Source organism: Achromobacter denitrificans NBRC 15125, assembly GCF_001571365.1.
In the GTDB taxonomy this organism is placed as follows: domain Bacteria; phylum Pseudomonadota; class Gammaproteobacteria; order Burkholderiales; family Burkholderiaceae_B; genus Achromobacter; species Achromobacter denitrificans.
Map to the genome: position 1 here is coordinate 20,187 of NZ_BCTQ01000009.1, position 25,445 is coordinate 45,631.

Sequence of the window (25,445 nt, forward strand, 5' to 3'; positions counted from 1 at the left end):
GGATATGCCCCTCGAAGGCGCTAATGCGGAAAACGAAAATATATACGCCTGCCCAGCATTTCGCGCATAAATGAAAACCCCGGCGCTCGGACCCTCTTAGTTTCCCGTCAGCGAATTGTCCCTAGAATGCCGGTTCCGGCGCCTGCCGCGCGCCCCGCCCGTCCACCCCTCCATGCCCGCCCCCGACTCCCCCAGTCCGCTTTCCCGCCCCGCCTTCCTGCATTTCCTGTGCGCCCGCGTGGGCGCTTCGCTGGCCTTCCAGATCGTCTCGGTGGCGGTGGGCTGGCAGGTCTACGAACTGTCCGGCAGCGCGCTGGACCTGGGCCTGATCGGGCTGGCGCAGTTCCTGCCCATGGCCGTGCTGACGCTGGTGGTGGGCCACGTGGCCGACCGCTACGACCGCCGCCGGATCGTGGCCATCTGCATGGCCATCGAGGCCCTCGCGACGCTGACGCTGGCCCTGGCCGCGCTGCACGGCCTGGGCGGGCGGCCGCTGATCTACGTCACGCTCATCGTCATGAGCTCGGCGCGCGCCTTCGAGGCGCCCACGCTCACCACCCTGATTCCCGCCATCGTGCCGCGCGCCTGGCTGCCGCGCGCCACCGCGCTGTCGTCCTCGGGCGGGCAGATCGCGCAGATCGCCGGGCCCGCGCTGGGCGGCGTCGGCTACGGCCTGGGCGCGGGCTGGATCTACTGCGTGGCCGCCGCGCTGTACCTGACGGCCTTCGCCTCCATCGCCAGCATGGCCGTGGACCGCGCGCCCCCGCGCAAGGAGCCCACCACCTGGCGCACGCTGTTCGCGGGCATCACCTTCATCTTCCAGCGCCGCCTGCTGCTGGGCACGCTGTCGCTGGACCTGTTCGCCGTGCTGCTGGGCGGGGCCACGGCGCTGCTGCCCATCTTCGCCAAGGACATCCTGCAGGCCGGTCCCTGGGCGCTGGGCGCGCTGCGCGCCGCCCCCGCCTGCGGCGCGATGCTCATGTCCCTGACGCTGGCCCGGCTGACCCTGGGCGAGCACGTGGGACGGCTGCTGTTCGGCGCGCTGCTGCTCTTCGGCGTGGCCACCACGGTGTTCGGCCTGTCCACCTCGATCCCGCTGTCGGTAGCCGCGCTGGTGGTGCTGGGCGCGGCCGATGCCATCAGCGTGGTGGTGCGGTCCTCGCTGGTGCAGCTGAATACGCCCGACCATATGCTGGGCCGAGTCAGCGCGGTGAACACGCTGTTCGTCAGCGCTTCCAACCAGCTCGGCGAATTCGAGTCCGGCATGCTGGCCGCGCTGGTCGGCGCCGTGCCGGCCGTGGTGATCGGCGGCGTGGGCACCGTGGCGGTGGCGGGGCTGTGGATGTGGTGGTTCCCGGAACTGCGCAAGCTGCGCTCATTGACCCCGGCCTGACCCGGCCGCGCCTCGCCGGACGAGAGGACGGCCGGGCGAGGCGGGCGGGTCAGTCGCCCGCCGGCGCCGGGCGCGCCGCCGGCACGGCGCCGGCGTCCGCCGCCTTGGCCGTCAACCGCGCGAACAGCAGGAAGCTGGCGGCCACTGCGGCCAGGTTGTAGAGCGTGGCCCACGCCAGCGCATGGCCGTAGTGCTGCGCCTGCGCCACGCCCGGCAGATCGGGCGAGCCGATGGCCGAGAACAGCACCACGCCCACCACGGCCACGCCGACGGTGGTGCCGGTCAGCTGCATGGTGGACGAGATCCCCGAACCCATGCCCGCATCCTCCGCGCGCACCGCCCCCAGCACCGCGTTGAACGCCAGGGGGATCACCATGCCCTGGCCCGCGCCGTTGAGCACCAGCGCCGCCACGATCAGCGACAGATTGGAGGCGTCCACGATCGCGCCGGCCGCCGACAGCGCGATGCCGGCGCCGAATACCACCACGCCCAGCAGCAGCGCGCGGCGGCCCAGTTTCTCCGCCAGGCGCGGGCCGCAGACCGACGCCGCGAAGAACGCGACCGCCGACGGCGTGAACACCGCGCCCGCGGCGAACGGGCTCAGTTCCAGGCCGAACTGCAGCAGCATGGTCAGCGACAGGAAGAAAGAACTGATGGCCGAGAAGAACAGGAACACCGCGCCGATGCCCGTGACGAAGCGGCGATTGGCGAACAGCGCCATCTCGATCAACGGCACCCCGCCGCGCCGCGACAGCCCGCGCTCGTAGCGCACGAAGGCGGCCAGCACCGGCACCGCGGCCACCGGACCGGCGTAAGACCACCAGGGCCAGCCATGATCATGCCCCAGCATGATGGGCACCAGCAGCAGGAACAGGCCCAGCGCCGCGAGCACCGCGCCCACGATGTCGAGCCGGCTCGCCACCGGGGCGCGGGTTTCGCGGATGCAGAGCCGGGCGGCCAGCATCGCGGCCAGCCCCAGGGGCAGGTTGATCAGGAAGATGGTGCGCCAGCCCAGGCCGGCGTAGTCCTGCTCGATCAGGTAGCCGCCCGCAAGCTGCGAGATGGTCGCCGCCACGCCCTGCACCGCGCCCATCGCCCCGAAGGCCCGCGCGCGGCTGGCGCCATCGAACATGACGCGGATGGAGGCCAGCACCTGCGGCATCAGCATGGCCGCGGCGGCCCCCTGGATCACGCGCCCGCCAATTAGAATCCCGGGACCGGGGGCCAGCCCGCAGATCAGCGACGACGCCGTGAACAGCCCCATGCCCCACAGGAAGATCCGACGGCGGCCGAAGAGATCGCCCAGCCGGGCGCCGGTGATCAGCAGCACGGCCAGCGCGGCGTTGTAGGCGACGATCACCAGGTGGACCTGCGAGAAACTGGCGTCCAGCCCCGTCTGCAGGCTCGGCAGGGCGACATTGACGATGAAGAGGTCGAGAATGATGAGGAAATTCGCCGAAAGCAGCGCGGCCAGGGCGAACCAGCGGCCGGAGCCGGCGGAAGAGGTGTCGGTCATAACATCGGCCAGAAAGAGGGGATGAATTAATATACGTACGATCGTATATTAAATTGAAGAATCGCATGCTGACAAGCAAGGACGGACTCATGGTTGAAACGGATCGCCGCCGCATCCGGGGCGAAAAGGCGCGCGCCGGGGTGCTGGCCCATTCAGCGCGCATCGCGTCGATGGAAGGGCTGGAGGGCCTGACTTTCGGGCGCCTCGCAACCGAAGCGGGCGTGGCCAAGGGCAACATCCAGGTGCTGTTCGGCGATAAGGAGGCCCTGCAGCTGGCCACGCTGGAAAGCGCGGTGGACCTGTACCGCGCGGCGGTGGTGGCGCCGGCAATGGCGCTCGCGCGCCCGGCCGAGCGGCTGCGCGCGCTGGTCACGGGCTGGTTCCAGTTCGTGCAGGGCCGCAGCCTGCCGGGAGGCTGCTTCCTCACGGCGGCCAGCAGTGAATACCGCACCCGGCCCGGCGCGATCCGCGACCGCGTGAACCAGCACAGGAACGAAGCGCGCGCACGCTTCGAAACCCTCGCGCGCGAAGCCATCGCCGCGAAAGAACTGCCCGCGTCCACCGACCCGGCCAGGCTCGCCTTCGATCTGCTGGCCTACCAGGCCATCGCCAACGTGGCCGCGGCCATGGGCGACGAGGCGCAGTTCGCCATGGCGCGCGAACGCTCGCTGGAAATCGTCGGCGCGAAATGAGGGTGGCCCGCCCCCGGGGCCGCGCCCGCATTGCCCGCCAAAGTTGATACAATAGGAATCATTATCATTCCATTCAATCCATGACGACGCGCCCGGCCCCCTGGCCTCGCGGCGGACGTGTACTCAGGGGCATCATGGGGGAGCGTTTCTTCGGCGTGATCGCCGAGGCGTACAAAGCGTGGAACGCGGAACTGGTCGGTTTCCTGAACCGCCAGCTCAAGCGCTCGCCGGACACCGCCCAGGACCTGGCGCAGGAAACCTTCGCCAAATGGCTGGCGGCCAGCCATGGCGCCGAGCCGCCCGAGAAGCCCCGCGCCTACCTGTACGAGATCGCGCGCAACCTGCTGCGCGACCACTGGCGCCGCGAAGGCGTGCGCGGCGAGCACCTGGCGGCCAGCCTGGACGACCGGGACTTCGCGCCGCAGGCCGACAGCCTGGCGGCCGACGCCGGCTCGCAGCCCGAGGCGCGCGCCGACGTGAACCAGCGGCTGCGCCGGCTGCAGGCCGCCATCGACGCGATGCCCCCGCGCCAGCGCGAGGCCTTCCTGCTTTATCGGTATGATGAATTGCGTTGCGAGGAGATCGCCGACCGCATGGGCATTTCGGTGCGCGCGGTGGAAAAGCACCTGCAACTGGCGTTGGCGCATTGCAAGCGTCACGTCCACGGCGAAGCATCATGACCCAATCCCACTCCCTATCCGCCGTCGAAGAGGCCGCGAGCGCCTGGTTCCTGCGCCGCCGGGAAGTCGCGTCCGATGCCCGCGCCGAGCAGGCGTTCCAGGCGTGGCTGGCCGAATCCCCGCTGCACGGCCAGGAATACGAACGCCTGGCCCAGGTCTGGGAAGACATGGCCTCGCTGCCGCGCCCGGCCCCGGCTCGCGCCAAGACGCCCGCGCCGCCCCGGCCCGCCCGCCGGCCCGCGTTCCTGCGCTGGGGCGGGGCGCTGGCCGCCTTGCTGCTGGTGACGGGCGCGGCCTACCAGTACCTGCCCGTAAGCTATGAATCGGTGGCCAACGCCTCCACCCAGACCCGCAGCCTGGACCTGCCCGACGGCACCCGCGTCCATGCCAACGTGGGCACCCGCGTCAGCGTGCGCTACACACTGGCGGAGCGGCGCATCGACATCGACGGCGGCGAAGTCTACATCGACGCCGCCGCCGACCGCCGCCCCCTGGTCGTGACCGCCGGCGGCGCCGAACTGCGCGACATCGGCACCGAGTTCAACGTGCTGCTGCTGCCCGACATGCTGCAGGTCGGCGTGCGCAGCGGGCAGGTGCTGCTGGATGCCGACGGCGCCGACGGCCCCAAGGAACACACGCTGCGACCCGGCGACACCGTGCTGCTGGCGCGCGCCGGCGGCCGGCTGCTGGCCCGCCAGCACGTGGCGCCCGGCGAGGTCGGCGCCTGGCAGGACGGCGTGGCCGTGGTGCATGACGCCACCTTGCAGCAGCTTGCCGGCTACCTGGCCCTGTACCGCGACGCCCCGGTGCGCTTCGCCGATGAGCGCGCGCGCGGCCTGCGCCTGTCCGGCACGCTGGACCTGCGCCACCCCGAGGCCTTCCTGGACACGTTGCCCGGCCTGCTGCCCGTCACATTGAGCCGCCGGCCCGACGGGTCGGCGGTGATCGCCAGCCGCTGAACCCCGCCTGTGCCGAATTGCGAATAATTTTTCTTTCGGACGTACGGGTTCCGGCGGCTGGCGCGTCTTCCCCGGTGAAGATCCACTTCTTGACTGGGGAAAGTCCATGGCGCAACGCCATTTCCGTTGCCGGCTGAACGCCGGCCGTTACGCGCTGCTGTGCGCGCTGTCCATGAGCGCCGCGCTGGCGGTAGAGACGTTCGCGCCCTCCGTGGCGCACGCCCAGGGCGCGGCCGCGCAGGCCTTCGACCTGCCCGCCGGCAAGCTGGCCGACGCCCTGGTGGCGCTGGGCCGCCAGGCCCAGGTGCAGGTGCTGTTCAGCCCCGACGCCGTCGCCGGCCTGCAGGCGCCCGCCGTGTCCGGCAGGATGAGTCCGCAGGCCGCCCTGGACCGCCTGCTGGCGCGCAGCGGCCTGGTGGCCGTGCCCAGCGCCACGGGCTTCGTGGTGCGCGCGCCGGCGGGCTCGTCGGCCGGCGACGCCACCACGCTGGCCCCGGTCACGGTCACCGGCAACGACCTCGCCACGACCGAGGGCACGGGTTCCTACACCACGCCCGCCGTCACCCTGGGCAAGAACGCCCAGAGCCTGCGCCAGATCCCCCAATCGGTCTCGGTGGTGACGCGCCAGCTGCTCGACGACCAGAACCTGGTGAACCTGGACGACGCCATGCGCACCGTCACCGGCATCACCGTGGAAGCGGGCAGCATCGGCGGCAACCATGGCAACTTCTATTCGCGCGGCTACGCGCTGGACACCATCCAGGTGGACGGGGTGAACACGCCCGCCAGCACCGGCAACGACCTGAGCTCGGGCTTCGGCCTGGCGATCTACGACCATATCGAGGTGCTGCGCGGCCCCTCGGGCCTGTTCCAGGGCGCGGGCGATCCCGGCGGCACCGTCAACCTGGTGCGCAAGCGCGCGCAGAAGGACTTCGCCTTCAGCGGCCAGGTCATGACCGGGTCCTGGGACCGCTACTACACCGAGGCCGACATCACCGGCCCGCTGGACAGCGACGGCCGGCTGCGAGGCCGCCTGGTGGCGTCCTACGACGACCGCCGCTCTTTCGTCGACGGCGTCTACACCGAGAAGCCACTGTTCTACGGCACCCTGAGCTTCGACCTGACGCCCGACACCGTGCTGACCGCCGGCGCCACCTACCAGCAGTACAAGGGCCGCCCCTTCTTCGGCCTGCCCGGCTATACCGACGGCAGCCTGCTCGACGTGCGCCGCTCGACCAACCTGGATCCCAGCTGGAACCACATCACCGAAGAAGTCACCGAGTACTTCGCCGACGTGGAACACCGCCTGTCCAACGGCGGCCGCATCAAGGTCAGCGGCATCTACCGCGAGCAGGACGAGCCCAGCCGCGAGTTCGGCTGGTCCGACTGCGCGGTGGATCCGGAAACCGGCGACACCTGCCTGGTGTCGTGGAAGTACCGCAGCCACTGGAAGACCTACGGCCTGGACGCCTTCGTCGCCACGCCGTTCCAGGCCTTCGGCCGCGAACACGAACTGATCGTGGGCGCCGATTACCGCAACATCCACAAGAACTTCCGCTACGGCGGCGGCGACAACGCCGACATCAACCTGTACCACCCGGACAACGATGTCCCCAAGCCGGATTACGCGTTCACCAACGGCAACGACGGCAAGACCCAGCAATACGGCCTGTATGCGCGCACCAACCTGCGCGTGGCCGACGCCGCCACCATCATCGCCGGCGGCCGCCTGAGCTGGTGGGAAAACCGGACCGAGAATCGCAACGCCTACTTCAACCAGTTCACCAACACCAAGAGCGAAATCAACGGCAAGTTCACGCCCTACCTGGGCCTGGTGGTGGACCTGAACGAGCAACTCTCGGCCTACGCCAGCTACACCAGCATCTTCACGCCGCAGACCACCACCGACGTCAACGGCCAGCTGCTCGATCCGCGCACCGGCAAGCAGTTCGAGATCGGCCTGAAGGGCGAATTCCTGGACAAGCGCCTGAACGGCCACGCCGCGCTCTTCCGCATGGAAGACGAGAACCGCGCCATGACGGACCCGGACAATCCGCTGTTCTCGATGGCCGCCGGCAAGATGCGCAGCCAAGGCTTCGAGGCCGAGATCAGCGGCAGCCCGGCGCCGGGCTGGGACGTCACGGCCGGCTACGCCTACACCACCACCAAGACGCTGAAGGGCACGGAAGAACAGAAGTCGCAGCAGTACGCCTTCATCACGCCGCGCCACACCTTCAACCTCTGGACCAAGTACACCTTCGCCACCGGCTCGCTGGAAGGCCTGTCGCTGGGCGCGGGGCTGCGCAGCGTGAGCAGCATGTACCGCCTGAACGGTCCCGTGAAGTTCGAACAGCGCCCATACACCACCGTGTCCGCGCAGGCCGGCTACCGCTTCAACAAAAACCTGGATGCGACCCTCACGGTGAACAACCTGTTCGACAAGGTCTATTACCAGCGCGTCTGGGCGGCCTACGGCTCGAACTACTACGGCGAACCCCGCAGCGTCATGCTGAACTTACGGGCAAGGTACTAGGCCGCATGCCTCGTTGGCCGCGATGGCCGCCGGATTGCTACTAAAGTAGTACAGGCGTAGTCATAGCGGCCAATTGAGCGGCCCTGTTTCAAAGCATAGATTCATCCATGGGCGCCACACCGCCCATGGCCGGGATGTTCCTCGCTGGTCCGGCCCTTGTTTCCAGTCGTTGCCTGCTCCACGGGAAGTGCAATGAACACACGGAATACACCCTGCCAGGCCAGCTTCTCTCCCTTCGCTTTCCAGGGCGGCCCCCTGCGGCCCGCCCCCAGGAATTGGCGGGCCTCGCGCCACCGGCGCCAGGCCTCCCCGCCCGGCCGCCAGCCGCCGGCAGTGCCGGCCGCCGGGCACGCCGCGACACCCGGCCGATACGCGCGCAAGCCGCGCGGCCGCTGACCCGGGCGCGATCCGCGCCCAACCAACACGAACACCTCCACGAGCCGGCGGCAAGCCGGCTCGCATGACGACACGCTCCCCGCGCCGGGGAACACCAAGGAGAAAGTCATGACCTGGTTCGTTTCCACCCTCAAAGCCTATCCGGAAATCGCCATCTTCCTAGCGTTGGGCATCGGCTACTGGATAGGCGGGAAAAGCTTCAAGGGTTTCAGTCTGGGCGCCGTGACGTCGACCCTGCTGGTCGCCATCGTCATCGGCATCCTCGGGGTCAAGATCTCCCCCAACGTGAAGTCGGTCTTCTTCCTGATGTTCCTGTTCGCCGTGGGATACGGCGTGGGGCCGCAATTCGTGCGCGGCATCGCCAAGGACGGGCTGCCGCAGGCGATCTTCGCCGTCATCATGGCCTTGCTGTCGCTTGGGGCGGCGGTCGTGGCCGCGATGATCGCGGGATACGACCTGGGTTCCGCGGCCGGGCTGTTCGCCGGATCGCAGACCATCTCCGCTTCCATGGGCCTGGCGACCGACGCGATCAACCGCCTGGCCCGCTCACCCGCGGAAACCCAGGAGCTGCTGGATGCCATGCCGATCGCCTATGCCGTCACCTATATCTTCGGCACGGTCGGCTCGGCGATCATCCTGGCGCAGATCGGCCCCAAGCTGCTGGGCATCGACCTGGTCGCGGCCTGCAAGGCGTACGAACAGAAGCTGGGCGCGGGCCAGGGGCCGGCGGACGGGACCCACTGGTACGAGTTCGAGTTGCGGGCCTACTCGGTGGCCGAGCATAGCCCCTTCATCGGCAAGACCGTGGCCGAACTTGAGGGGGGAACGCAGGCCGGGTTCCGCGCCTTTATCGAGCGGATCCGACGCGGCGGGAAGATTATCGAGGTCGATCAGGCCACGGTGATCGAGCCCGGCGACATCGTTGCCATCGGCGGCAAGCGCGACCAGTTGATCGCGCGGCTGGGACCCAGCGGCCGCGAAGTCGAGGATGCCGAGCTGCTCGACATCAAGACCGAAGGCGTCGACATCTACGTCTCGAACAAAAAGGTGGACGGCAAGCCGCTGGAAGAACTGGCGCACTGGCCCGGCGCGCGCGGCGTGTTCCTGAAGAAGATCCGGCGCGGCCCGACCGAGACCGTGATTCCCATTCTGCCCAAGACCGAGTTGTTCCGTGGCGACGTCATTACCGTGGTCGGGCGGACCCAGGACATCAACGCGGCGGCCCAGAACCTCGGCTACGTCGACCGGCCCACGACCGTGACCGACGTCGCCTTCGTCTCGTTGGCGATCACCATCGGCGCGCTGATCGGCGCCATCGTGATCAACGTCAGCGGCATTCCGCTCACCATTTCCACCGCCGGCGGCTCGCTGATCGCCGGCATCATATTCGGCTGGTTCCGCGCCATCCACCCCACCTTCGGCCGCATTCCGGAGCCCACGCTCTGGTTCATGAACTCCGTGGGCTTGAACGTGTTCATCGCCGTGGTGGGGATATCGGCCGGACCGGGCTTCGTGGCCGGCCTGCAGAAGCTGGGCATCAGCCTGTTCCTGTGGGGCATTTTCGCGACCGCGGTGCCGCTGGTGCTGGGCATGCTCATCGCCAAGTACGTCTTCCGCTTCGATCCCGCCTTGATCCTGGGCATCTGCGCCGGTTCGCGGACCACCACCGCGGCGCTCGGCATGGTGTGCGAGGAGGCCAAGAGCCAGGTTCCCGGCCTGGGCTACACGGTGACATACGCAGTGGGTAATACCTTGCTGACCATCTGGGGGATGGTGGTCATCATGATTCTTTCATAGCGACGCGCAACGCCTCGGCCGCCTGGCGGCCGGGGCCTTTTTTCGCCTGAAATCCGAGGATTGCCATGACGAACGGAACGCACGACAACCAACTGGACCACCTGTTCTCGAACTCGGCCGCGCGCCTGGACCGGTGGCGCGACATGAACGCCAAGGCCCAGACCTGGGCGGCCGAGATGCGCAGCGGCAAGAGCGCGGCGGGCGCCGCCCCCGTGCAGGACGCCCTGGCCGAACTGCGCCCGATGGAAAGCTACTTCGCCTATCCGGGCGCCCGCTTGCTGCACACGCTGGATGACCGGATCGCGGACGGCGACGCCATGGGCACGGCGCGGCTGATCCTGCGGATGAGCAATGCCTTGCTATCGGGCAGCTACCGCTACGACGAAGGCGAGTGGGAGGCCGCGGAAGAGTCTTCCGCCAGCGGCCCGGACCGCACCCCGCCCGGCATGGGGGGCAGCCTCGCGCACCGGCCCTATTTCGAGGCCCTGTTCGTGAGCCCGGCGCCAGCGGCGCGCACCGCCGCGATCGCCAGCGAGATACGCGAACTGCGGCGGCACGACGACACCATGATCTACGAGCCGGTCATGGTGGGCAGCGTCGAGGACGCGCTGCTGGCCACCATACTCAACGGCAAGCTGGAGGCTGTCGTCATCTACGACGGCATTCCCATCCCGTCCAAGCACGAGGCCACGCTGCTGCGCAATTTCCTGAGCGTCTATCAACATCTGGACACCAGCGTGGACGCCCCGCGCGCGGTCGGCGTGAAGCTGGCCCACCTCATCGCCAACATCCGGCCCGAGCTGGACATCTATCTGCTGACCGACCGGGAAGTGGAAAAACTGGCGGGCGACCCGGCAGCGTCGGTGATACGGCGGGTGTTCTATGAGGTGGAAGAGCCGATGGAAGTGCACCTGAACATCCTGGAAGGGGTGCGAGACCGCCAGTCCACGCCGCACTTCGACAACCTGAAGCAGTATGCGGCCAAGCCCATCAGCACCTTCCACGCGCTGCCGATCGCGCGCGGCAAATCCATCATCAAATCCAACTGGATCCGAGACTTCGGCGAGTTCTACGGCCTGAACCTGTTCCTGGCGGAAACCTCGGCCACCACCGGCGGCCTGGACAGCATGCTGGAGCCCACCGGCAACATCAAGGTCGCCCAGGAGAAATTCGCGCGCGCCGTCGGCGCCGACCACGTGTTCTTCGTGACCAACGGCACTTCCACGTCCAACAAGATGGTCTACCAGGCCGTCACCAAGCCCGGCGACATCGTCATCGTGGACCGCAACTGCCACAAGTCCCACCACTACGGCATGGTGCTGTCCGGCGCGCAGCCGCTGTACGTGGAAGCCTTCCCCATGACCGAGTATTCGATGTACGGCGCCGTCCCGCTGCGCACCGTCAAACAGGCGCTGCTGGACCTGAAGGCGGAAGGGCGGCTCGACAAAGTCGCCATGGTCACCCTGACCAACTGCACGTTCGACGGCCATATCTACAACACCCGCCGGGTCATGCAGGAATGCCTGGCCATCAAGCCGGACCTGATCTTCCTGTGGGACGAGGCCTGGTTCGGCTTCGCGCGCTGGTCGCCGTTCCTGCGCATGCGCACCGCGATGGGCGCGGCCGCGGCGCTGGAGCAATGGCGCGACGATCCGGCCTCGCAACAGGCATGGGAAGCCCAGTGCGCGGAGCTGGGTGAAAACCTGGATCCCCGGGACCCGCGCCTGCTGGACCGCGAGCTGGTGCCGAACCCCGGCGCCTTGCGGGTGCGCGTCTACGAAACCGACTCCATTCACAAATCGATGTCCAGCCTGAGGCAGGGGTCGATCGTGGCGGTGCGCGACGAAGACTACGAACACCATGTCTCGGCGTTCCGCGAGGCGGTCTTCATCCATGCCTCGACCTCGCCCAACGCCCAGATCATCGCGTCCCTGGACATCGCCCGCAGGCAGATGGAGCTGGAAGGCTACGAACTCGTCATGCGCGCCATCGAAGTGGCCCTGGCCATCCGCCGCGAAGTGGCGAAGCACCCGGTGATCTCCAGGTACTTCAGCGTGCTGGGGGCAGACAAAATGATTCCCGAGGAATTCCGCGCCTCGGGCTTCACCGACTTCCTGGCGCCGGGCGTGAACTGGCTGACCGCCGCGAAGGCCCTGAAGGACGACGAGTTCTGCCTGGATCCGACGCGGCTGACCCTGGTCTGCGGCACCGCGGGTTACGACGGCACGGCGTTCAAGAACCTGCTGGCCTCGCGCTACAACATCCAGCTGAACAAGACTTCGCGCAACAGCGTGCTGCTGCAAAGCAATATCAACAACACCCGCAGCGACGTCGCCTCCCTCGTCAAGGTGCTGCTCGAAATCTCCGAAGAGATCGAGAAGCGCCTGAAAGAGACCGGCGAATCGGGCAGGGCGGAGTTCGCCGCCAAGGTCAAGAACCTGATGGAGGACGTGCCCGATCTGCCCAACTTCAGCCGCTTCCACGACGGCTACCGCGACGACCCGGGCAGCACCACCTCGGAAGGAAACATGCGCACCGCGTTCTTCGCCGCCTACAACGAAGACGACTGCGAATATCTTCCGTTGAGGAGCAAGGAGCTGGACGAACGGCTGGCCAACGGCCCCGATCTGGTCTCGGCGAACTTCGTCATTCCCTATCCCCCGGGCTTCCCCATCATGGTTCCGGGGCAGATCATCGATGCCCAGACGATCGAGTTCATGCGCAAGCTCGACGTGAAGGAGATCCACGGCTACAACGCCGCGCGGGGGCTCAAGCTGATCAAGCCTGCCGCCATCGGACCCCGATAGGGAGGGATATACGCTCGGGCATTACCGGAGCGGCCATGCCGAGAGACATGGCCGCTCGCTTATTGCGGTCCGCCAGGCCGGGCCGGAACCAATCCATAGCGGGCCATCACCGCAACCAGGGCCGCCTTGTCGGGCGGCCCGCCGGCGCTCGCCGTCGCCTGCACGTCCAGGAAGTACTGGGCGCCGATGTCGGGCGACTGCACGATGAGGGCCCGCGCCTGTCCGTCGAACGGGTTCGAGAACTGGTGGATGCTTCCTTTCGGGCTGTACATCCACTCTCCGGCGCCAAGGTCGCGGGTATCCGCGTCCACGGCGTAGCGCAGCGTGCCTTCCAGGACGTAGACACACCATCATGCTCCCATCTCCCTCCCTGTGGAAAGGTCTCTTTTGGCCAAGCCTTTATGATTTAAGGTCCAGCGGCGTGGCGACCGCGGTCGCCACGCCGTCTTTTGGCCTTGATCGCAAAGGAGGTTCCCTAGTGGTTGGATCCGCGACGACAGCATCGAATTCATTCCGTCCCCGTACCCATGTCGCCGGTTACTGGCGGCGCCGACGGGAGAGACCCTGGCTGGCGGCACTGCTGCTGGCATCGATGCTGTGTTGCATGATGTTCGCCTGGCAGGCCCGGGCCGTGAGCCTGCTGCCGCAGCCGGCCAAGGAGGCGGCGTCGTCCCAGGCGCTGACTCCCGCGGCGCTGGCCGACCTGCTGGAAAATCCCGATGCGCGCAAGGCGCTGGTGGACGAGCTGCGGGCGCAGGCCTCCGGCGCGAAACCCGGCGCGTCCCAGGCCGCGAATGCCGCCAAGGCGTCCGCGCAGCCGGCCGAGCCCGGTCTGCGGGAGCGAGTGGCCGACAATGTGCAGCGCTTTCTGACCGGCCTGGCCAGCGATATGGGGCAGGGCGCGGACGACATGCGCGCGCTGGCCTCGGGACGCAGCCTGCGGATGGACGGCGACACCGCCAGCAACGCCTTGCTGCCCCTGGCGCTGGCCGCCATCGCCACGATCATTGCCTTCATCCTGCTGCGCGCGATCGCCATGCGCACCTATGCGCGCATCGATCGCTGGGTCGCGGCGCAGGGCCGCGCGCCCGAAGCGACGCCCCGGCGCGGCGCGCCGACCTCCCTGCGCGCCTTGTACCGGCGCATGGGCGCCATCGTGGGAGCGCTGGCCATCGACGTCGGCGTCGTGGTGCTCGCCGCCCTCGCGGGCGCCGCCGCGGCCCTGTGGCGCACGCCCGGGCGCGGCACGCTGGACACCCTCGCGCTCGTGTTCCTGCAGGCGTTCGTGGCGGTGGAGATCGTCAAGGTGCTGATCCGCACGGTGTTCGCCGTGCGGCATCCCAGCCTGCGCCTGCTGCCCATGTCCGACGAACTGGCGCGGTACTGGAACACCTGGCTGGTGCGCATCGCCATGGCGGCAGGCTACGGCACGCTGCTGGTCGACCCCGTGATCACGGCCTCGCTCTCGCCCGCCCTGGGCCGGCTGGCCAACCTGGTCATCATGCTGGCGGTGTACGTGTACGCCGTGCGCGTCATCTGGCAGAACCGCCAATCGGTGCGAGAGCGCCTGGACCGCCGCGCCGCCGGCGCGACGACCTTCATGGGATCGCGGCTGCGCGTGCTGTCGCGCGTGTGGCACGTGCTGGGCATCGTCTACTTCACGATCCTGCTGGTGGTCAGCCAGGTCGACCCGACCAACGCCCTGCCCTTCATGGCCCGCGCCACCGCGCAGACGCTGCTGGTTCTTGCCGTGGGCAGCTTGCTGATCCTGCTGCTGAACACGGTGCTGTCCAAGCCGATCAAACTGCCGGAAGACCTCCGGCGGCGCCTTCCGCTGCTGGAGGCGCGAGTCAATGCCTATGTGCCCGCCATTCTGAAGCTGGTGGGCCTGATCATCCGCATCGTCCTGCTGCTGCTGGTGCTCGACGCGTGGCACGCCTTCGACCTGTCGCGCTGGCTGGCCTCGGACGCCGGGGCCGCGGCCATCAAGATGGTGGTGAACATCGGCATCGTGCTGCTGATCGCGGCGCTGGCCTGGACCGTGATCGCCAGCATCATCGAGCACCGTCTCAGCCAGAGCGAGGGGCGGGGCATGCCCAGCGCGCGCGAACGAACCCTGCTGGCGCTGTTTCGCAACGCCGCGCTGATCGTCATTGTGACCATGACGGTCATGGTGCTGCTGTCGCAGATCGGCATCGACGTAGGGCCGCTGATCGCCGGCGCCGGCGTGGTCGGCCTGGCCATCGGCTTCGGCGCGCAGAAGCTCGTCCAGGACATCATTACCGGCATCTTCATCCAGCTCGAAAACGGCATGAACGAGAACGACGTGGTGCAGGTCGCGGGCGTGTTCGGCACGGTCGAGAAGATGACGATACGCTCGGTGGGCATCCGCACGCTGGACGGCGGCTATCACCTGGTGCCGTTTTCGTCGGTCGACGTGGTGGCCAACCACATGCGCGACTTCTCCTACCACCTCGGGGAATACACCATCGCGCATCGCGAGAGCGTGGACGACGCGATCGCGCACCTGCGCGCCGCCTTCGCCGAGCTGATGACCGATTCGGTGCTGGGGCCTGAGATCCTGGAAGAGATGACGGTCGCGGGCGTTACCGCGGTCAACGAGAAGGGCGTGACCATCCGCATCCTGATCAAGACCACGCCGGGCATGCAGTGGGCCGTGCAGCGCGGCTACAACCGCCTGTTGAAGAAGCACTTCGACGCCGCCGGCATCGAGCTGCCGTACCCGCACACCGTCGTGTACTTCGGCCAGGACAAGCGGGGGTATGCCCCGCCGGCCAATGTGTTCGTGCAGCCCGAGCGCCCCAACGAGGGCGGCAATGCCCGCGCGGCGGGGCACACGCGCCGCCGCCTGAAGCCGGAAGCGCCGGGCGAGGATTCGGCCGAGGTGCTGGGCAACGAGCTCGAAGCGCGCGAAGACCCCGACGCGACCCGCGCGTAGAGGCGGGGTCGGCCTTGAAGTCAGACTACAATTTCGGCGCTCATGTGCCGAGAAATTGTGGTCTGACTTTTTTTGCGGCGGCTGCGCACACACTGATCCCTACAAATTCAGCCAAACTGATCCGGTCGAACGCTGAATAACGCAGGTACGATTGGGAGCGTATTGCTCGGCGCAGGCCGCGACGCTGACGCTACCGTCCCAACGAAAGGCATCGAACTGCCATGTCGGCAGTTCGTTTCTCTTTGCCTGGCCCACAAGTCGTAAATGAAGCTGCTGAAGCAGCGTTTTGAGGAAATAATGAATTTTTGGGTCCCTGTCGTCTTCGGTACGTTCAAGCTCCTCGTGTTGGGCACGGGCATGTTTCTCGCCATCAAGTCTCACTACGATGGAGAAAAAAAGGAGAAGAAGGAGAAAGAGAAGGAAGAGGAGATGAAAGCCCAGTAAGGCGTCAGTCTGACTCTTTTTCACGGCCCGATCTCGAACTGGCCGTTGGGACTCCACTTGATTGTCTGAGGCGGCTGCTTGCCGCGAAATACCTCCAAAATAACCGGGCTGCACTTTCTTGAAGATTCCCCGATTTCCGCGTCCATTTGATTGGCCGGCAAATCGGCATGAACGACGGCCTCGCGGGAAGCCGGATCGCCGGATTGCGCAAACGCGACGTCGCGCACAAAAATCTCGGACGCAATTCGCAACTGCGCATCAAATGCCTCCCGGCCAAGCAGCGCATCGACGACCGCACGATCAGTCCCGACACCCGAGAACCCGAATTCGCATTCGCATTCGCAGCGTCTCAGGCGCGCCGGCTCAGGCGCGGCGACGCCAGTCTGGCCGCGGGCCTGGGCGCGAACGAGCGTCCTCCGCCACATTTGATATCGGGATGACGTGATCCGAGCGGGATAAATCCATAAAAAGGGCGTCAGACCACCCGGGATGGGATCCACATCGCCCATCCGTCCCCACGCGCAGGGACTGCGCCGCCATGCCTTCTTGCCCTGCGACGGCATGGCGCTTGCTGCACGACGGCAGCGGCGCGTGGGGTTCCGGCGCGCCGCGCATGCATACGCCGGAGCCGATGATCAAGGAGCAACCATGGCAACCCTCAAGGAACGAAATGTGGCGATTCTGGCCGTCGATGGCTTCGAGCAGGTAGAGATGACCGGCCCGCGTGACAGCCTTCAGGCAGCAGGCGCGCGCACGGTGCTGATTTCCGCCAAGACTGATCCGATCCTGGGCATGCACCACGACAAACCTGGCGATCGCTTCCCCGTGGACATGACTTTTTTACAAGCCGCGTCGGAACCGGAGGTGTTCGACGCGCTATTGCTGCCGGGCGGCGTGGTGAATGCCGACGAGATCCGCATGCAGCCCAAGGCTCAGGAATTCGTGCGCGCGATGTTCAAGGCGGACAAGCCCGCGGCGGTCATCTGCCATGGCGCCTGGCTGCTGATTTCTTCAGGCGTCGTGCAAAACCGCACGCTGACCAGTTGGCCGTCGCTGCGCGACGACCTGGTGAACGCAGGCGCGCAGTGGGTCGATGAGGAGGTCGTGGTCGACGGATCGCTGGTGTCCAGCCGCAAGCCTGACGACATCCCCGCCTTCAGCCGCGCATTCATTGAATTGCTGCAGTCGACGACGCGTTAAGCGCCCGGCTCATCAGGCGGCGGGCCGGCGGCGATGCCGGCGCCTTGCGAGGTGGGCGGCGCCGGGGGGGCATGAGGTCTGGCGAGGGCAGAACCCAGAGGGTTCAAGGGTAGAGGACCCGCAGAGAGTAGACTGGGCCCTTCCCTTTTCCTCTTCGAGACCCTATCCATGATTGTTAAAGCCTTGCGTGTCGGCCTGGGCCAATTGATCGTCGCGGGCGACGCGCTTACGCGCCCGCGTCCTCAAAAGCGTACGCCGCGAGGCCAGGCCGCCGTGAACAGCGAGGCGGCCTCGCTTGCGCTCTACCAATTTCACGCCTGCCCGTTTTGCGTCAAGACGCGACGTGCCATGCATCGGCTGAACGTGCCCGTGGCGTTGCATGACGCCAAGCGTGATCCGCAAGCGCGCGAAGCGTTATTGGCAGGTGGCGGCAAGGTCAAGGTGCCTTGCCTGCGTATCGAAGAGGCGGGCGGCACGCGCTGGATGTACGAGTCCAGCGACATCATCGCCTACCTGGAACAGCGCTTCGCCAACGTTGCCTGACGGCAGTACGCGCAGATGACGCGCCTTGCCCTCCGAATGGCTCTGGCGCTGTGCGCGGCAGGCGCGCTGGCCAGTTGCGATTCTTCGCTGCCTCCGCCGCCGCCCGGGTCGACACTTACCGCCGAAACCATCGCCACGCGCGAAACGCCGCCGGAACGCCAGTTCAAAGGCGTGCTGGCCGGCAAGCCCATTCACTTGCTCGTCAATAACTGCAAGGTCTACAAGGTGGACGCGGCCGAAGGCGAGAATGTGAGCTGGACGCTGGTATTGGAGGGCGATTTCTATCCGCTGCCCACGTCGTGCATCAGCCAATCGCTTACCGAAGGCAAAGGCTTCATCACGGCGTTCATCGGACGCCAGGCGTTTGGCGCAGGCGGGTGTTGCACGGGCACACCTGAATATCGCTCGAAAGACGGGCTGAACTGGAAGCCGCGCTGACCGGACACCGCCTGCCGCCATCGCCTGGCGGCGTTAACGATCAGTCAGCGGGGAATTGTAGTCTGACTCTTTTTGCGCATTCCAGTTGGCGACGAATTCCTTCGCGTCCATATCGTTTCCTGCCGGGTCCTACTTCCTGTCCACGGCCCGGATCACGTTCGGCTCGGCCTCGGACGCCGGCTTGTAGTACAGCGTGGGCGCCCGATACGTAAGGTCGCGCAGCGCCGCATCCAGCTTGGGCAAATTGAAACTGGCCGCCCCCGGCGCCTGCCGGAAATCGTCCAGGCTGGCGGGCAACCGCGTCAACGTCAACGAGTCCATCGTGCAGGTGGGGCCGAGGGACGTGTCTTCGCACGAATCCGGCGTCATGACCGGCTGATCGACGGGCAACACGAAACCATCCGTCAGCACGGCCTCGCCCGCTACGAGCGTGATCGCCGCGATCGGCGCGAAAAGCAGTTCGGCTTCGATGCCGGGCGCAGGCGCGGCATCGGCCTGTCCCGCATTGAACGCGATCTCGCCGTTGATCCGCCAGCGCACCTCGCGCGCCGCTTCGTCGCAACCGCCACCCATCCGCAACAGCACCTCGCAACCCTTGCCCAGGCCGTCTTCGTCCTCTTTCCCGGATGGCGGTTTTGGCGTGGCCATCTTGAACTCGCGATCCACCGCGTAATCCAGCGTCGCGATGCCGATCTTCTTCAGCCTCTCCATGGCGCTCTGGGGCGGCACCGTGTCGGGCAATTCGGTGCGGGGCTGATGATAGGTGATGCGGTTGAGCCGGTATTCGCCCGGCCACACCGGAATCACCTGATACAGCAGCTTGCCGCGCACCGTCTGGAACTGCGGTCCGGGGTCCGTCGGATCCAGCTTGTGGTCCCCCGCGCCGGCGCTGATCGCGTAGCCCTCTTCCGTCTTGTGGTTCCAGTGCACGAACGTGCTGCGCTGACGCACAAAACGGTCGCGCGTCGCATCATCCTCGAAATCGCGTTGGGGCCCGGCGTCCAGGTTCAGGGTTGGAATCACCAGCAGCGCCATTCCCTCCTGCCGCGCGTTGCCCAGCAATTCATCCACATTCACGCGATGGCGCTCCACCAACGCTGCGGTGCGCGCGGCGAAATCCGGCTCGGCGGGCTGGGCAAGCGCCAGCGCCGGGGCGAAAAGGGCAAGCAGGCTGACGCGGGCAAGCGGGGGGAAAAGCGGCATCGTTCTGGGTTCCTGTGTCCGAGGCGGGAAGGAACGGGGCATTGCAAGCGGCAGAGCCAGGCAATACCCCGGCGGGAATAGGCCAGGCCATGATATCGCGTCGGCCCCGCCCCCGCCCGCGCAAGCATCAGAACCGCCCGCGCAGCGTCAGCATCATGTTGCGCGGCGCGCCGTAGTTGTTGCGGTTCTCGACATAGCCCGGATACTCGTAATACACCTTGTCGAACAGATTGTTCACGTTCAACGCCGCCGTCCAATTCGACGTCACGTCATACGCGAGCCGGGCGTTCCACACGCTGTACGACGGCCGGCGCACCTTCGAGATGCTGTTGGTCAGCGCGCTCTGCCAATTCACGCCCGCGCCCACGCTCAGGCGGTTCAACTGGCCGGGCAAGCGGTATTCGCTCCACAGGCGCAACAGGTGCCGCGGCGTTTCCTCGCTGAAAGTCTGGCCTTCGCGGTCCGGATCGCTCAGGTACTTGTTGCTGTTGAAGGTATAGCCCGCCGCCACTTGCAGGCCCCGCATCAGCTCGCCGCTCATCTCCGTCTCGAAGCCCTGGCTTCGCACCTTGCCCGCGGCGCGTGAGCAGTAGCCGCCGTTGCACACCGGCCCCGCCTCGTAGTCCTGCACCGCGCGGTTCTTCTGGTCGATGCGGTACAGGGCGAACGACGTATTCAGTTTGCCGTCCATCAGCTCGCCCTTCACGCCCACTTCGTAGTTCGCGCCGACGATGGGCTTCAAGATGCTGCCGTCCAGCGTGGTGGCCGTTTGCGGCTCGAAGATATCCGCATAGCTGGCGTAGGCCGACCACTGCGGCGTCAGCGCATAGACCAGCCCCACCATGGGCGTGAACTCCGCGCTGGCCTTGGCGGTGCTGACGTCGTCCCACGTCGCGGCCTGCGTGGTGTAGCGGCTTTCAAACCAGCTGAAGCGGCCGCCCGACACCAGCGTCAGGTCTTCCGTCAGGCTGCTGCGCAGCTGCGCATAGATGCCTTTCTGCACATGCGGCTCATAACGCGACGTGCGCTGAGAATCCGGAAAGCTGTCTGGCTTGGGCACATGCGGATTGGGGTGGAACACGTCCAGCGGCAGATAGTTGGAGGCATACTCGATACGATCCTTCGACGTCAGCCGCGACAGGCTCACGCCCACTGTCAGGTCCTGCGCCATGCCCAGCACCGTGAAGCGCCCGTTCACATTCGCATCAAAACCGATGTGCTCCGCCGACTTGTCGTAATTCCACGCATTGCGCATCGGCCCCATCAAGGTCACCGGGTCCACCGCGCCCGTCGCGTCCAGCGCCGAGGTCAGGCTCGTCTCCTTCACGTAGGTGGCCGCCACGTTCACGCGCCAATCGCTGTTGAAACGATGCGTCAGGTCCGCAAACACCTGCGTCTCGTCCCGGTCCCACTGGTTCCAGTCCGCGCCCAGAAAGGTCGACCGCTTCAGCCCCAGCGAACTGCCATCGCTATAACGCGGCAGCCCGCCGAAGAACGGCGTGGACCGCAGGCGCGATACCAGCACGCCCGCGCCCACCGTCGTGCTGGGCGACAGGTCGTAATCCAGCGCGACGTACAGATTGGTGTTGCGCTCCTTCACCACGTCGATGAACGAGCCCTTGGAATCCAGATCCAGCACCGCCCGCGCCCGCAGGCTGCCGTCCGCGTTCAAGGCCCCGCCCGCATCCAGCATGCCGCCCACGTGGTCCCACGAGCCCGCGCGCGCCTCCATCAACACCTGCGTCTCGGCGGTAGGGCGCTTGCGCACCAGGTTCACCGAGCCGCCCGGCTGCCCCGCGCCTTCGAACAGCCCCTGCGCCCCGCGGAACACCTCCACCCGGTCCAGATACGCCGTGCTGCCCGTGAAGCTATTGCCCACCGCATAGAAACTGCGCGACAGCGGCACGCCGTCGTACTGGATGTTCGTGATCTTGAACCCGCGAGAATAGAAATTGCGCCCGCCGTCGGCCACCTCGCTGATCGTCACGCCCGTGGTGTTCTCCAGCACCTCGCTGATCGTCGACAAGTTCTGGTCGTCCAAGCGCTTGCGCGTCACCACCGTGACCGACTGCGGAATGTCCTTTAACGCCTGCTCAGTCTTGCCGATAGTCGCCACGCTGGACCCGTAAGACTGCGTGCCCTCCGTCTGCGCATGATAGGCGCCCGTCACCAGCACCGGCGCCAGCGTGCTGGTGGCGGACGGCGGCTCGGCCTCGACACGGATGCCGCCGTCCACATTCACCGCGCGATAGCCCGTGCCCGCCAACAGCGCGCGCAAACCCTCCGCCACACCGTACTGGCCATTCAGCCCCGCGCTGCGCGCCCCGCTCAACTGCGACGAGGAATACCCCAACGAAATCCCCGCCTGCCGCGCAAACGCGGCCAGCGCGTCATTCAACGGCCCCGGCGCAATCGCGTACACACGGGCGGCATCGGACTGCACCGCCCTGGCCGGCGCGGCCTGGGCGTAGGAGGGCGGCGGCGCCGACAAGGCGGCCAAGGCCGCCGCCAACGGCAGCAGCACGGTAAAAAAGGGCTGGGGGCAAGCGCGCAAGCAAGCCCGTGCGCCGGACGACGGCGTCGCGGCCCGGAGACGATGGGTCTTCACGAAAGGGATACTCCAATGAGGGTCGGTCGGTGCTGGGCAGTGCGCACTGCTACAACCGGTATGACGAACGAATTCGCCCATCCCCTCAGATTTTTTTGTTGCCGGGCCGCCCCAAGACAAAAAGCGCCCCCTCGGGGGGCAGCAAGCCGCAGGCGCAGCGTGGGGGCATTTTTTGTTTGTTCAGCCCCGCGCCCGTTCCGGCGCCCGTGCGCGTGCCCGAACCCGCGTCACCCGCCCGCCCCACCACAAGCGCCCCGCCTGCGGCTCCACCGGCAGAATCTGGCGCAGCAGCGCCAGTACCTTGCGCGTATCGTCCAACTGGAACACCCCCGACACCGGCAACCGCGCCACCGCCGGGTCACACTCAATCGCCCCGTGATAACGCGACAGCTCCTGCAAGAAAGCGTCCAGCGGCATATCGCGCACCGACAAAGCCCCCTCGACCCAGGCCCCGCCATCCATCATGCGCCCCTCCACCGGCGCCAGCGCCCGTACGCCTTGCGGCGTCATCCGCGCAGACTCCCCGGCCCGCAGCGTCGTACCCGCCGCCTCGCCCGCGCCATCGCGCGGCAGCAACGCCACCGCGCCTTCATCCACCGCCACCTCGCTGCCGTCGTCCCACTGCCGCACCCGATACCGCGTACCCAGCGCCTGCGCCCGCCCGTCGCGCGTCTCCACGAACAGCGGCCGCGACAACGGGTCATGCCCCGAGATCACATACACCTCGCCCGCCAGCAAACGAATGCGCCGCACCGGCCCGCCATAATCAATATCGACCGCCGTCTCCGTATTCAGCACCAGCGTGCCGCCATCCGGCAGCGTGACGCGGCGCCGCTCGCCCCGCGACGTGGACACATCGGCCAGCGCCTGCCGAACCGCCGGCACATCCCCCGCCCGCCACGCCACCCAACCGCCCGCCGCCAACGCGCCCAGCGACATCAACGCCTTGCGGCGCGACCGCCGCACCTGCGCCGCCTCAGTCTGCCGCAGAATCCGCGCCGCCGCCTCGCCCGGCATCTCCGCCGCCGGCCGCTGCAAACGCGCGCCCAGCGCCTGCAAACGCTCCCACACCAACGCATGCGCCGGCTGCGCCCGCAGCCAGGCATCGAACACCTGCCACGCCGACGCGTCCGCCGTGTTGTATTGCAGCTTGATGCGCCAACGGATCGCTTCGTCCAACACCGCCCGATCCGCCGCGCCCTCCGCGCCGCCCTCCGCGCAGTCCTCCGCACGGGCGCCTGGCGCCCCTGGCGACACGCCCGCCCGATCAAACCCCATAGACCAGCCGATAGCAGTGCTGCAGCGCCTGCGCCAGATAACGCTCCACCGTCGCCACCGACCTCCCCACCTGCCGCGCAATCTGCGGGCACGTATGCCCCTCCATCTGCGCCAACAGAAACACCTCGCGCACCTCCGGCTTCAACCGGCCCAGCATCTGAGCCACCTGCTCCAGCGACTCCAGAATCAACAGCCGCGACTCTTCCGAGGGCCAATGGCTCTGCGGATAGGTCTGCAACACCGCCAGATAACTGCGCTCGATCTCCAGCCGCCGCCAATGGTCCACTAGCAAGCGGTTGGCGATGGTGCGCAAGTAGGCCCGCGGCTCGCGCAGCGCAGAGTCAGAAGGGGAAGTGGATTTCGCCGACAACAGGCGCACAAACGTGTCCTGCGCCAGATCCGCCGCGCGATGCGCATCGCCCAGCTTCAGCCGCAGCCAGCCGTGCAGCCAGGAATGATGATCGCGGTATAGCGTCGCGATACCGGCGTCGGGACTGGCGCTGGGGGTGGCGGACATGGGGATATTTTGGAAATGGGAATTGTTCCCATTATATCCAGACGAATACTGGCCCAAGCCCGGTGTTCGTCTCCCATGCCCGCCGGCACGGGCGGGTCTTTGTCGTCGGGCGGGCGCCTACTGCAACGACGCCGGCGCGTCGTGCAACACGCCGCAAGGGTCCGCATCCGCGCCGCAAGCCCGCGCCTGCTTCAGCATGGCGTCCGCCAAGGTCCCCAAGTGATCGCACAAGCCTTCCACCCCGCCCATCAACGCCGCCACCGTCCACGCGTCTAGCGGCTGTCCGCCGGTCGCGTCAGGCTCGGACGCGCTGTTGCCGACCATGCGTGCCATGGCCGCGATGGCGTAGCGGGCTCTGTCGATTTGGTAGAGAGGGGATAGGGGGACCAGGCCGTGCTCGGGATCGGCGTCGACGGACCAGGGGTTTTGGGTGAGGGGGTGGGATTGCATGACAGGCTCCAAAGACAGGTTAGGCCTGCTCCCCACTTCCAAATGGGGTGGGCGGGCACAAGGCAAGGTTGGAAGACCGGTATCTTTGGAAACCGGCGTGCGCGAACGCACCCTCGCCAAGGCCCGCCCATAGGGACGTGCAAAGGCGTTCGGACGTGAAAATGCCGCCGAAGCGGCGGCAGTCCGCCAAAGACATTACCGGCTTCCAAACCGGGCTACCGTTGGTGGCGGTAATGGGGGGAGCATACGGGAGGGGATTGGTGCTGTCCGGTGTTAGTGACAATTTCGCCGCATGATGATATTTATATTCAGGCTGATAATTGTCTTTTAACCAGGCCAGTCAGCCGCATACCCTTACCTGCCGACTGCTTTCAGGGGTAATCGTTTCCTCAGCAACTAGCCGCACCGCGCCATCAGACTAATAATGTATTGGGGCCGCGAGGCATCTTAAAAATCACACAGGATTCAATTCCCTCAAATTTGATATCGCGCGCCGCAGACTTGCCGAATGATCTTGAGCATTTTGCAACGCCCATCTGCTTTTTACAAATTCCTTAAGATGAATATTATAGCCCGACCCTCTCTTGCTCAAATCCATTGACGACACCATTTCATCTCGATACAACCGTTTCTTGGATTTTGAAATTAAATTCAAAATCAGCAACTTGGGATCGACTACTCTATCCACATTCATTGGAATTTTATTAGGGACGGTTTGAAAATAGGATGAAAAACCGGCACGATCGGCCAATATCCAACTTTCAATCTCAGTCACCGCCAAACGAAACACAAAATCGCGCGGTGCATGTAGAGGTCGCCACTGCCTAGCTAACTGTACCGGACACCTCCCGTCGGTATCTGCTATACAAAAAACAGGCTGCACATACTGAGCTTGCTCCGCATACCGGGGCAAATTGGTAGTGAGCTTTGTTATGCCTCTGGCATCAATAGCCATTCCCGATAATTTCCATGCCGGCAATAATGTCTGTATTATCTTCTCCCCTAAAGAACAACATAGAACATCTTCGCCTA

The 25,445-nt window shown here is 66.5% G+C and carries 21 protein-coding genes; 12 read left to right on the forward strand and 9 right to left on the reverse strand.

Annotation, left to right across the window (positions count from 1 at the left end; translation table 11 throughout):
* The first annotated feature begins 172 nt into the window (after positions 1 to 172).
* Positions 173 to 1,393 (forward strand): MFS transporter, encoded by a 1,221-nt coding sequence (locus ADE01S_RS09705; protein ID WP_062681485.1) that lies wholly within the window; start codon positions 173 to 175, stop codon positions 1,391 to 1,393.
* A 49-nt stretch (positions 1,394 to 1,442) separates the two neighbouring features.
* Here ADE01S_RS09705 and ADE01S_RS09710 read toward each other — a convergent pair whose 3' ends face one another.
* Positions 1,443 to 2,921, reverse strand: coding sequence for an MFS transporter (locus tag ADE01S_RS09710; protein WP_370511540.1), 1,479 nt, complete (start codon positions 2,919 to 2,921; stop codon positions 1,443 to 1,445).
* A gap of 17 nt (positions 2,922 to 2,938) precedes the next feature.
* Between ADE01S_RS09710 and ADE01S_RS09715 the strand changes: the two genes are divergently transcribed.
* The 6 genes from ADE01S_RS09715 to ADE01S_RS09740 all read left to right on the forward strand — a co-directional run bounded on the left by ADE01S_RS09715 (position 2,939) and on the right by ADE01S_RS09740 (position 12,773).
* Positions 2,939 to 3,601, forward strand: a complete 663-nt coding sequence (locus tag ADE01S_RS09715) for a TetR/AcrR family transcriptional regulator (RefSeq protein ID WP_373281409.1) — start codon at positions 2,939 to 2,941, stop codon at positions 3,599 to 3,601.
* 134 nt (positions 3,602 to 3,735) lie between these two features.
* Positions 3,736 to 4,281 (forward strand): RNA polymerase sigma factor, encoded by a 546-nt coding sequence (locus ADE01S_RS09720; RefSeq protein ID WP_062681486.1) that lies wholly within the window; start codon positions 3,736 to 3,738, stop codon positions 4,279 to 4,281.
* Complete coding sequence (locus tag ADE01S_RS09725; protein ID WP_062681487.1) at positions 4,278 to 5,240, forward strand: FecR family protein; 963 nt, start codon at positions 4,278 to 4,280, stop codon at positions 5,238 to 5,240. Before ADE01S_RS09720 ends, ADE01S_RS09725 begins: the two co-directional genes overlap by 4 nt.
* Positions 5,241 to 5,346: 106 nt before the next feature.
* On the forward strand, positions 5,347 to 7,773 hold the full coding sequence (locus ADE01S_RS09730) for a TonB-dependent siderophore receptor (protein WP_075873197.1): 2,427 nt from the start codon (positions 5,347 to 5,349) through the stop codon (positions 7,771 to 7,773).
* Positions 7,774 to 8,277: 504 nt separating this feature from the next.
* Positions 8,278 to 9,966 (forward strand): aspartate-alanine antiporter, encoded by a 1,689-nt coding sequence (aspT, locus tag ADE01S_RS09735; RefSeq protein WP_062681488.1) that lies wholly within the window; start codon positions 8,278 to 8,280, stop codon positions 9,964 to 9,966.
* Positions 9,967 to 10,031: 65 nt separating this feature from the next.
* Positions 10,032 to 12,773, forward strand: a complete 2,742-nt coding sequence (locus ADE01S_RS09740) for a beta-eliminating lyase-related protein (RefSeq protein WP_062681489.1) — start codon at positions 10,032 to 10,034, stop codon at positions 12,771 to 12,773.
* A 59-nt stretch (positions 12,774 to 12,832) separates the two neighbouring features.
* On the opposite strand, the gene ADE01S_RS09745 is transcribed toward ADE01S_RS09740, so the two are convergent.
* Positions 12,833 to 13,108 (reverse strand): cupin domain-containing protein, encoded by a 276-nt coding sequence (locus tag ADE01S_RS09745; RefSeq protein ID WP_082775750.1) that lies wholly within the window; start codon positions 13,106 to 13,108, stop codon positions 12,833 to 12,835.
* A gap of 269 nt (positions 13,109 to 13,377) precedes the next feature.
* Here ADE01S_RS09745 and ADE01S_RS09750 point away from each other — a divergent pair, with 269 nt between their 5' ends.
* Both ADE01S_RS09750 and ADE01S_RS09755 read left to right on the forward strand, forming a co-directional pair.
* Positions 13,378 to 15,732 (forward strand): mechanosensitive ion channel domain-containing protein, encoded by a 2,355-nt coding sequence (locus ADE01S_RS09750; RefSeq protein ID WP_242663359.1) that lies wholly within the window; start codon positions 13,378 to 13,380, stop codon positions 15,730 to 15,732.
* 264 nt (positions 15,733 to 15,996) lie between these two features.
* Entirely contained in the window at positions 15,997 to 16,176 is a 180-nt protein-coding gene (locus tag ADE01S_RS09755; protein WP_062681491.1) for a hypothetical protein, read from the forward strand.
* Between the two features lie 20 nt (positions 16,177 to 16,196).
* On the opposite strand, the gene ADE01S_RS31540 is transcribed toward ADE01S_RS09755, so the two are convergent.
* Positions 16,197 to 16,739 (reverse strand): hypothetical protein, encoded by a 543-nt coding sequence (locus tag ADE01S_RS31540; RefSeq protein ID WP_131828702.1) that lies wholly within the window; start codon positions 16,737 to 16,739, stop codon positions 16,197 to 16,199.
* Between the two features lie 85 nt (positions 16,740 to 16,824).
* Between ADE01S_RS31540 and ADE01S_RS09765 the strand changes: the two genes are divergently transcribed.
* From ADE01S_RS09765 to ADE01S_RS09775, 3 genes are all read left to right on the forward strand, one after another.
* Positions 16,825 to 17,376 (forward strand): type 1 glutamine amidotransferase domain-containing protein, encoded by a 552-nt coding sequence (locus ADE01S_RS09765; protein ID WP_062681493.1) that lies wholly within the window; start codon positions 16,825 to 16,827, stop codon positions 17,374 to 17,376.
* Between the two features lie 168 nt (positions 17,377 to 17,544).
* Complete coding sequence (locus ADE01S_RS09770; protein WP_062681494.1) at positions 17,545 to 17,919, forward strand: glutaredoxin family protein; 375 nt, start codon at positions 17,545 to 17,547, stop codon at positions 17,917 to 17,919.
* A gap of 15 nt (positions 17,920 to 17,934) precedes the next feature.
* Positions 17,935 to 18,357, forward strand: coding sequence for a hypothetical protein (locus ADE01S_RS09775; RefSeq protein ID WP_062681495.1), 423 nt, complete (start codon positions 17,935 to 17,937; stop codon positions 18,355 to 18,357).
* A gap of 129 nt (positions 18,358 to 18,486) precedes the next feature.
* Here the strand turns inward: ADE01S_RS09775 and ADE01S_RS09780 are convergent, their stop codons facing one another.
* The 6 genes from ADE01S_RS09780 to ADE01S_RS31545 form a co-directional block, all read right to left on the reverse strand.
* A complete protein-coding gene (locus tag ADE01S_RS09780; protein ID WP_062681496.1) occupies positions 18,487 to 19,560 on the reverse strand; it encodes a hypothetical protein in 1,074 nt (357 codons plus the stop codon).
* Positions 19,561 to 19,687: 127 nt separating this feature from the next.
* A complete protein-coding gene (locus ADE01S_RS09785; RefSeq protein WP_062681497.1) occupies positions 19,688 to 22,114 on the reverse strand; it encodes a TonB-dependent siderophore receptor in 2,427 nt (808 codons plus the stop codon).
* Positions 22,115 to 22,348: 234 nt separating this feature from the next.
* A complete protein-coding gene (locus ADE01S_RS09790; protein WP_244983319.1) occupies positions 22,349 to 23,350 on the reverse strand; it encodes a FecR domain-containing protein in 1,002 nt (333 codons plus the stop codon).
* 85 nt (positions 23,351 to 23,435) lie between these two features.
* Positions 23,436 to 23,963, reverse strand: coding sequence for a sigma-70 family RNA polymerase sigma factor (locus tag ADE01S_RS09795; RefSeq protein WP_062681499.1), 528 nt, complete (start codon positions 23,961 to 23,963; stop codon positions 23,436 to 23,438).
* 117 nt (positions 23,964 to 24,080) lie between these two features.
* Entirely contained in the window at positions 24,081 to 24,413 is a 333-nt protein-coding gene (locus tag ADE01S_RS09800) for a hypothetical protein (protein ID WP_062681500.1), read from the reverse strand.
* A gap of 454 nt (positions 24,414 to 24,867) precedes the next feature.
* Positions 24,868 to 25,368 carry a hypothetical protein gene (locus tag ADE01S_RS31545; RefSeq protein WP_131828701.1) on the reverse strand — a complete coding sequence of 167 codons (501 nt, stop codon included), beginning with the start codon at positions 25,366 to 25,368 and terminating at the stop codon, positions 24,868 to 24,870.
* Positions 25,369 to 25,445 lie beyond the last annotated feature (77 nt).

What these genes read in the sequence shown, in the direction of transcription:
- ADE01S_RS09755 (WP_062681491.1), top strand. Translation starts at nt 15,997, where the DNA reads ATGAAGCTGCTGAAGCAGCGTTTTGAGGAAATAATGAATTTTTGGGTC.
- ADE01S_RS09720 (WP_062681486.1), top strand. Translation starts at nt 3,736, where the DNA reads ATGGGGGAGCGTTTCTTCGGCGTGATCGCCGAGGCGTACAAAGCGTGG.
- ADE01S_RS09800 (WP_062681500.1), bottom strand. Translation starts at nt 24,413, where the DNA reads ATGCAATCCCACCCCCTCACCCAAAACCCCTGGTCCGTCGACGCCGAT.
- ADE01S_RS09795 (WP_062681499.1), bottom strand. Translation starts at nt 23,963, where the DNA reads ATGTCCGCCACCCCCAGCGCCAGTCCCGACGCCGGTATCGCGACGCTA.
- ADE01S_RS09750 (WP_242663359.1), top strand. Translation starts at nt 13,378, where the DNA reads ATGATGTTCGCCTGGCAGGCCCGGGCCGTGAGCCTGCTGCCGCAGCCG.
- ADE01S_RS31545 (WP_131828701.1), bottom strand. Translation starts at nt 25,368, where the DNA reads ATGGCTATTGATGCCAGAGGCATAACAAAGCTCACTACCAATTTGCCC.
- ADE01S_RS09730 (WP_075873197.1), top strand. Translation starts at nt 5,347, where the DNA reads ATGGCGCAACGCCATTTCCGTTGCCGGCTGAACGCCGGCCGTTACGCG.
- ADE01S_RS09705 (WP_062681485.1), top strand. Translation starts at nt 173, where the DNA reads ATGCCCGCCCCCGACTCCCCCAGTCCGCTTTCCCGCCCCGCCTTCCTG.
- ADE01S_RS31540 (WP_131828702.1), bottom strand. Translation starts at nt 16,739, where the DNA reads ATGCCGTCGCAGGGCAAGAAGGCATGGCGGCGCAGTCCCTGCGCGTGG.
- ADE01S_RS09740 (WP_062681489.1), top strand. Translation starts at nt 10,032, where the DNA reads ATGACGAACGGAACGCACGACAACCAACTGGACCACCTGTTCTCGAAC.
- aspT (WP_062681488.1), top strand. Translation starts at nt 8,278, where the DNA reads ATGACCTGGTTCGTTTCCACCCTCAAAGCCTATCCGGAAATCGCCATC.
- ADE01S_RS09775 (WP_062681495.1), top strand. Translation starts at nt 17,935, where the DNA reads ATGACGCGCCTTGCCCTCCGAATGGCTCTGGCGCTGTGCGCGGCAGGC.
- ADE01S_RS09770 (WP_062681494.1), top strand. Translation starts at nt 17,545, where the DNA reads ATGATTGTTAAAGCCTTGCGTGTCGGCCTGGGCCAATTGATCGTCGCG.
- ADE01S_RS09725 (WP_062681487.1), top strand. Translation starts at nt 4,278, where the DNA reads ATGACCCAATCCCACTCCCTATCCGCCGTCGAAGAGGCCGCGAGCGCC.
- ADE01S_RS09765 (WP_062681493.1), top strand. Translation starts at nt 16,825, where the DNA reads ATGGCAACCCTCAAGGAACGAAATGTGGCGATTCTGGCCGTCGATGGC.
- ADE01S_RS09780 (WP_062681496.1), bottom strand. Translation starts at nt 19,560, where the DNA reads ATGCCGCTTTTCCCCCCGCTTGCCCGCGTCAGCCTGCTTGCCCTTTTC.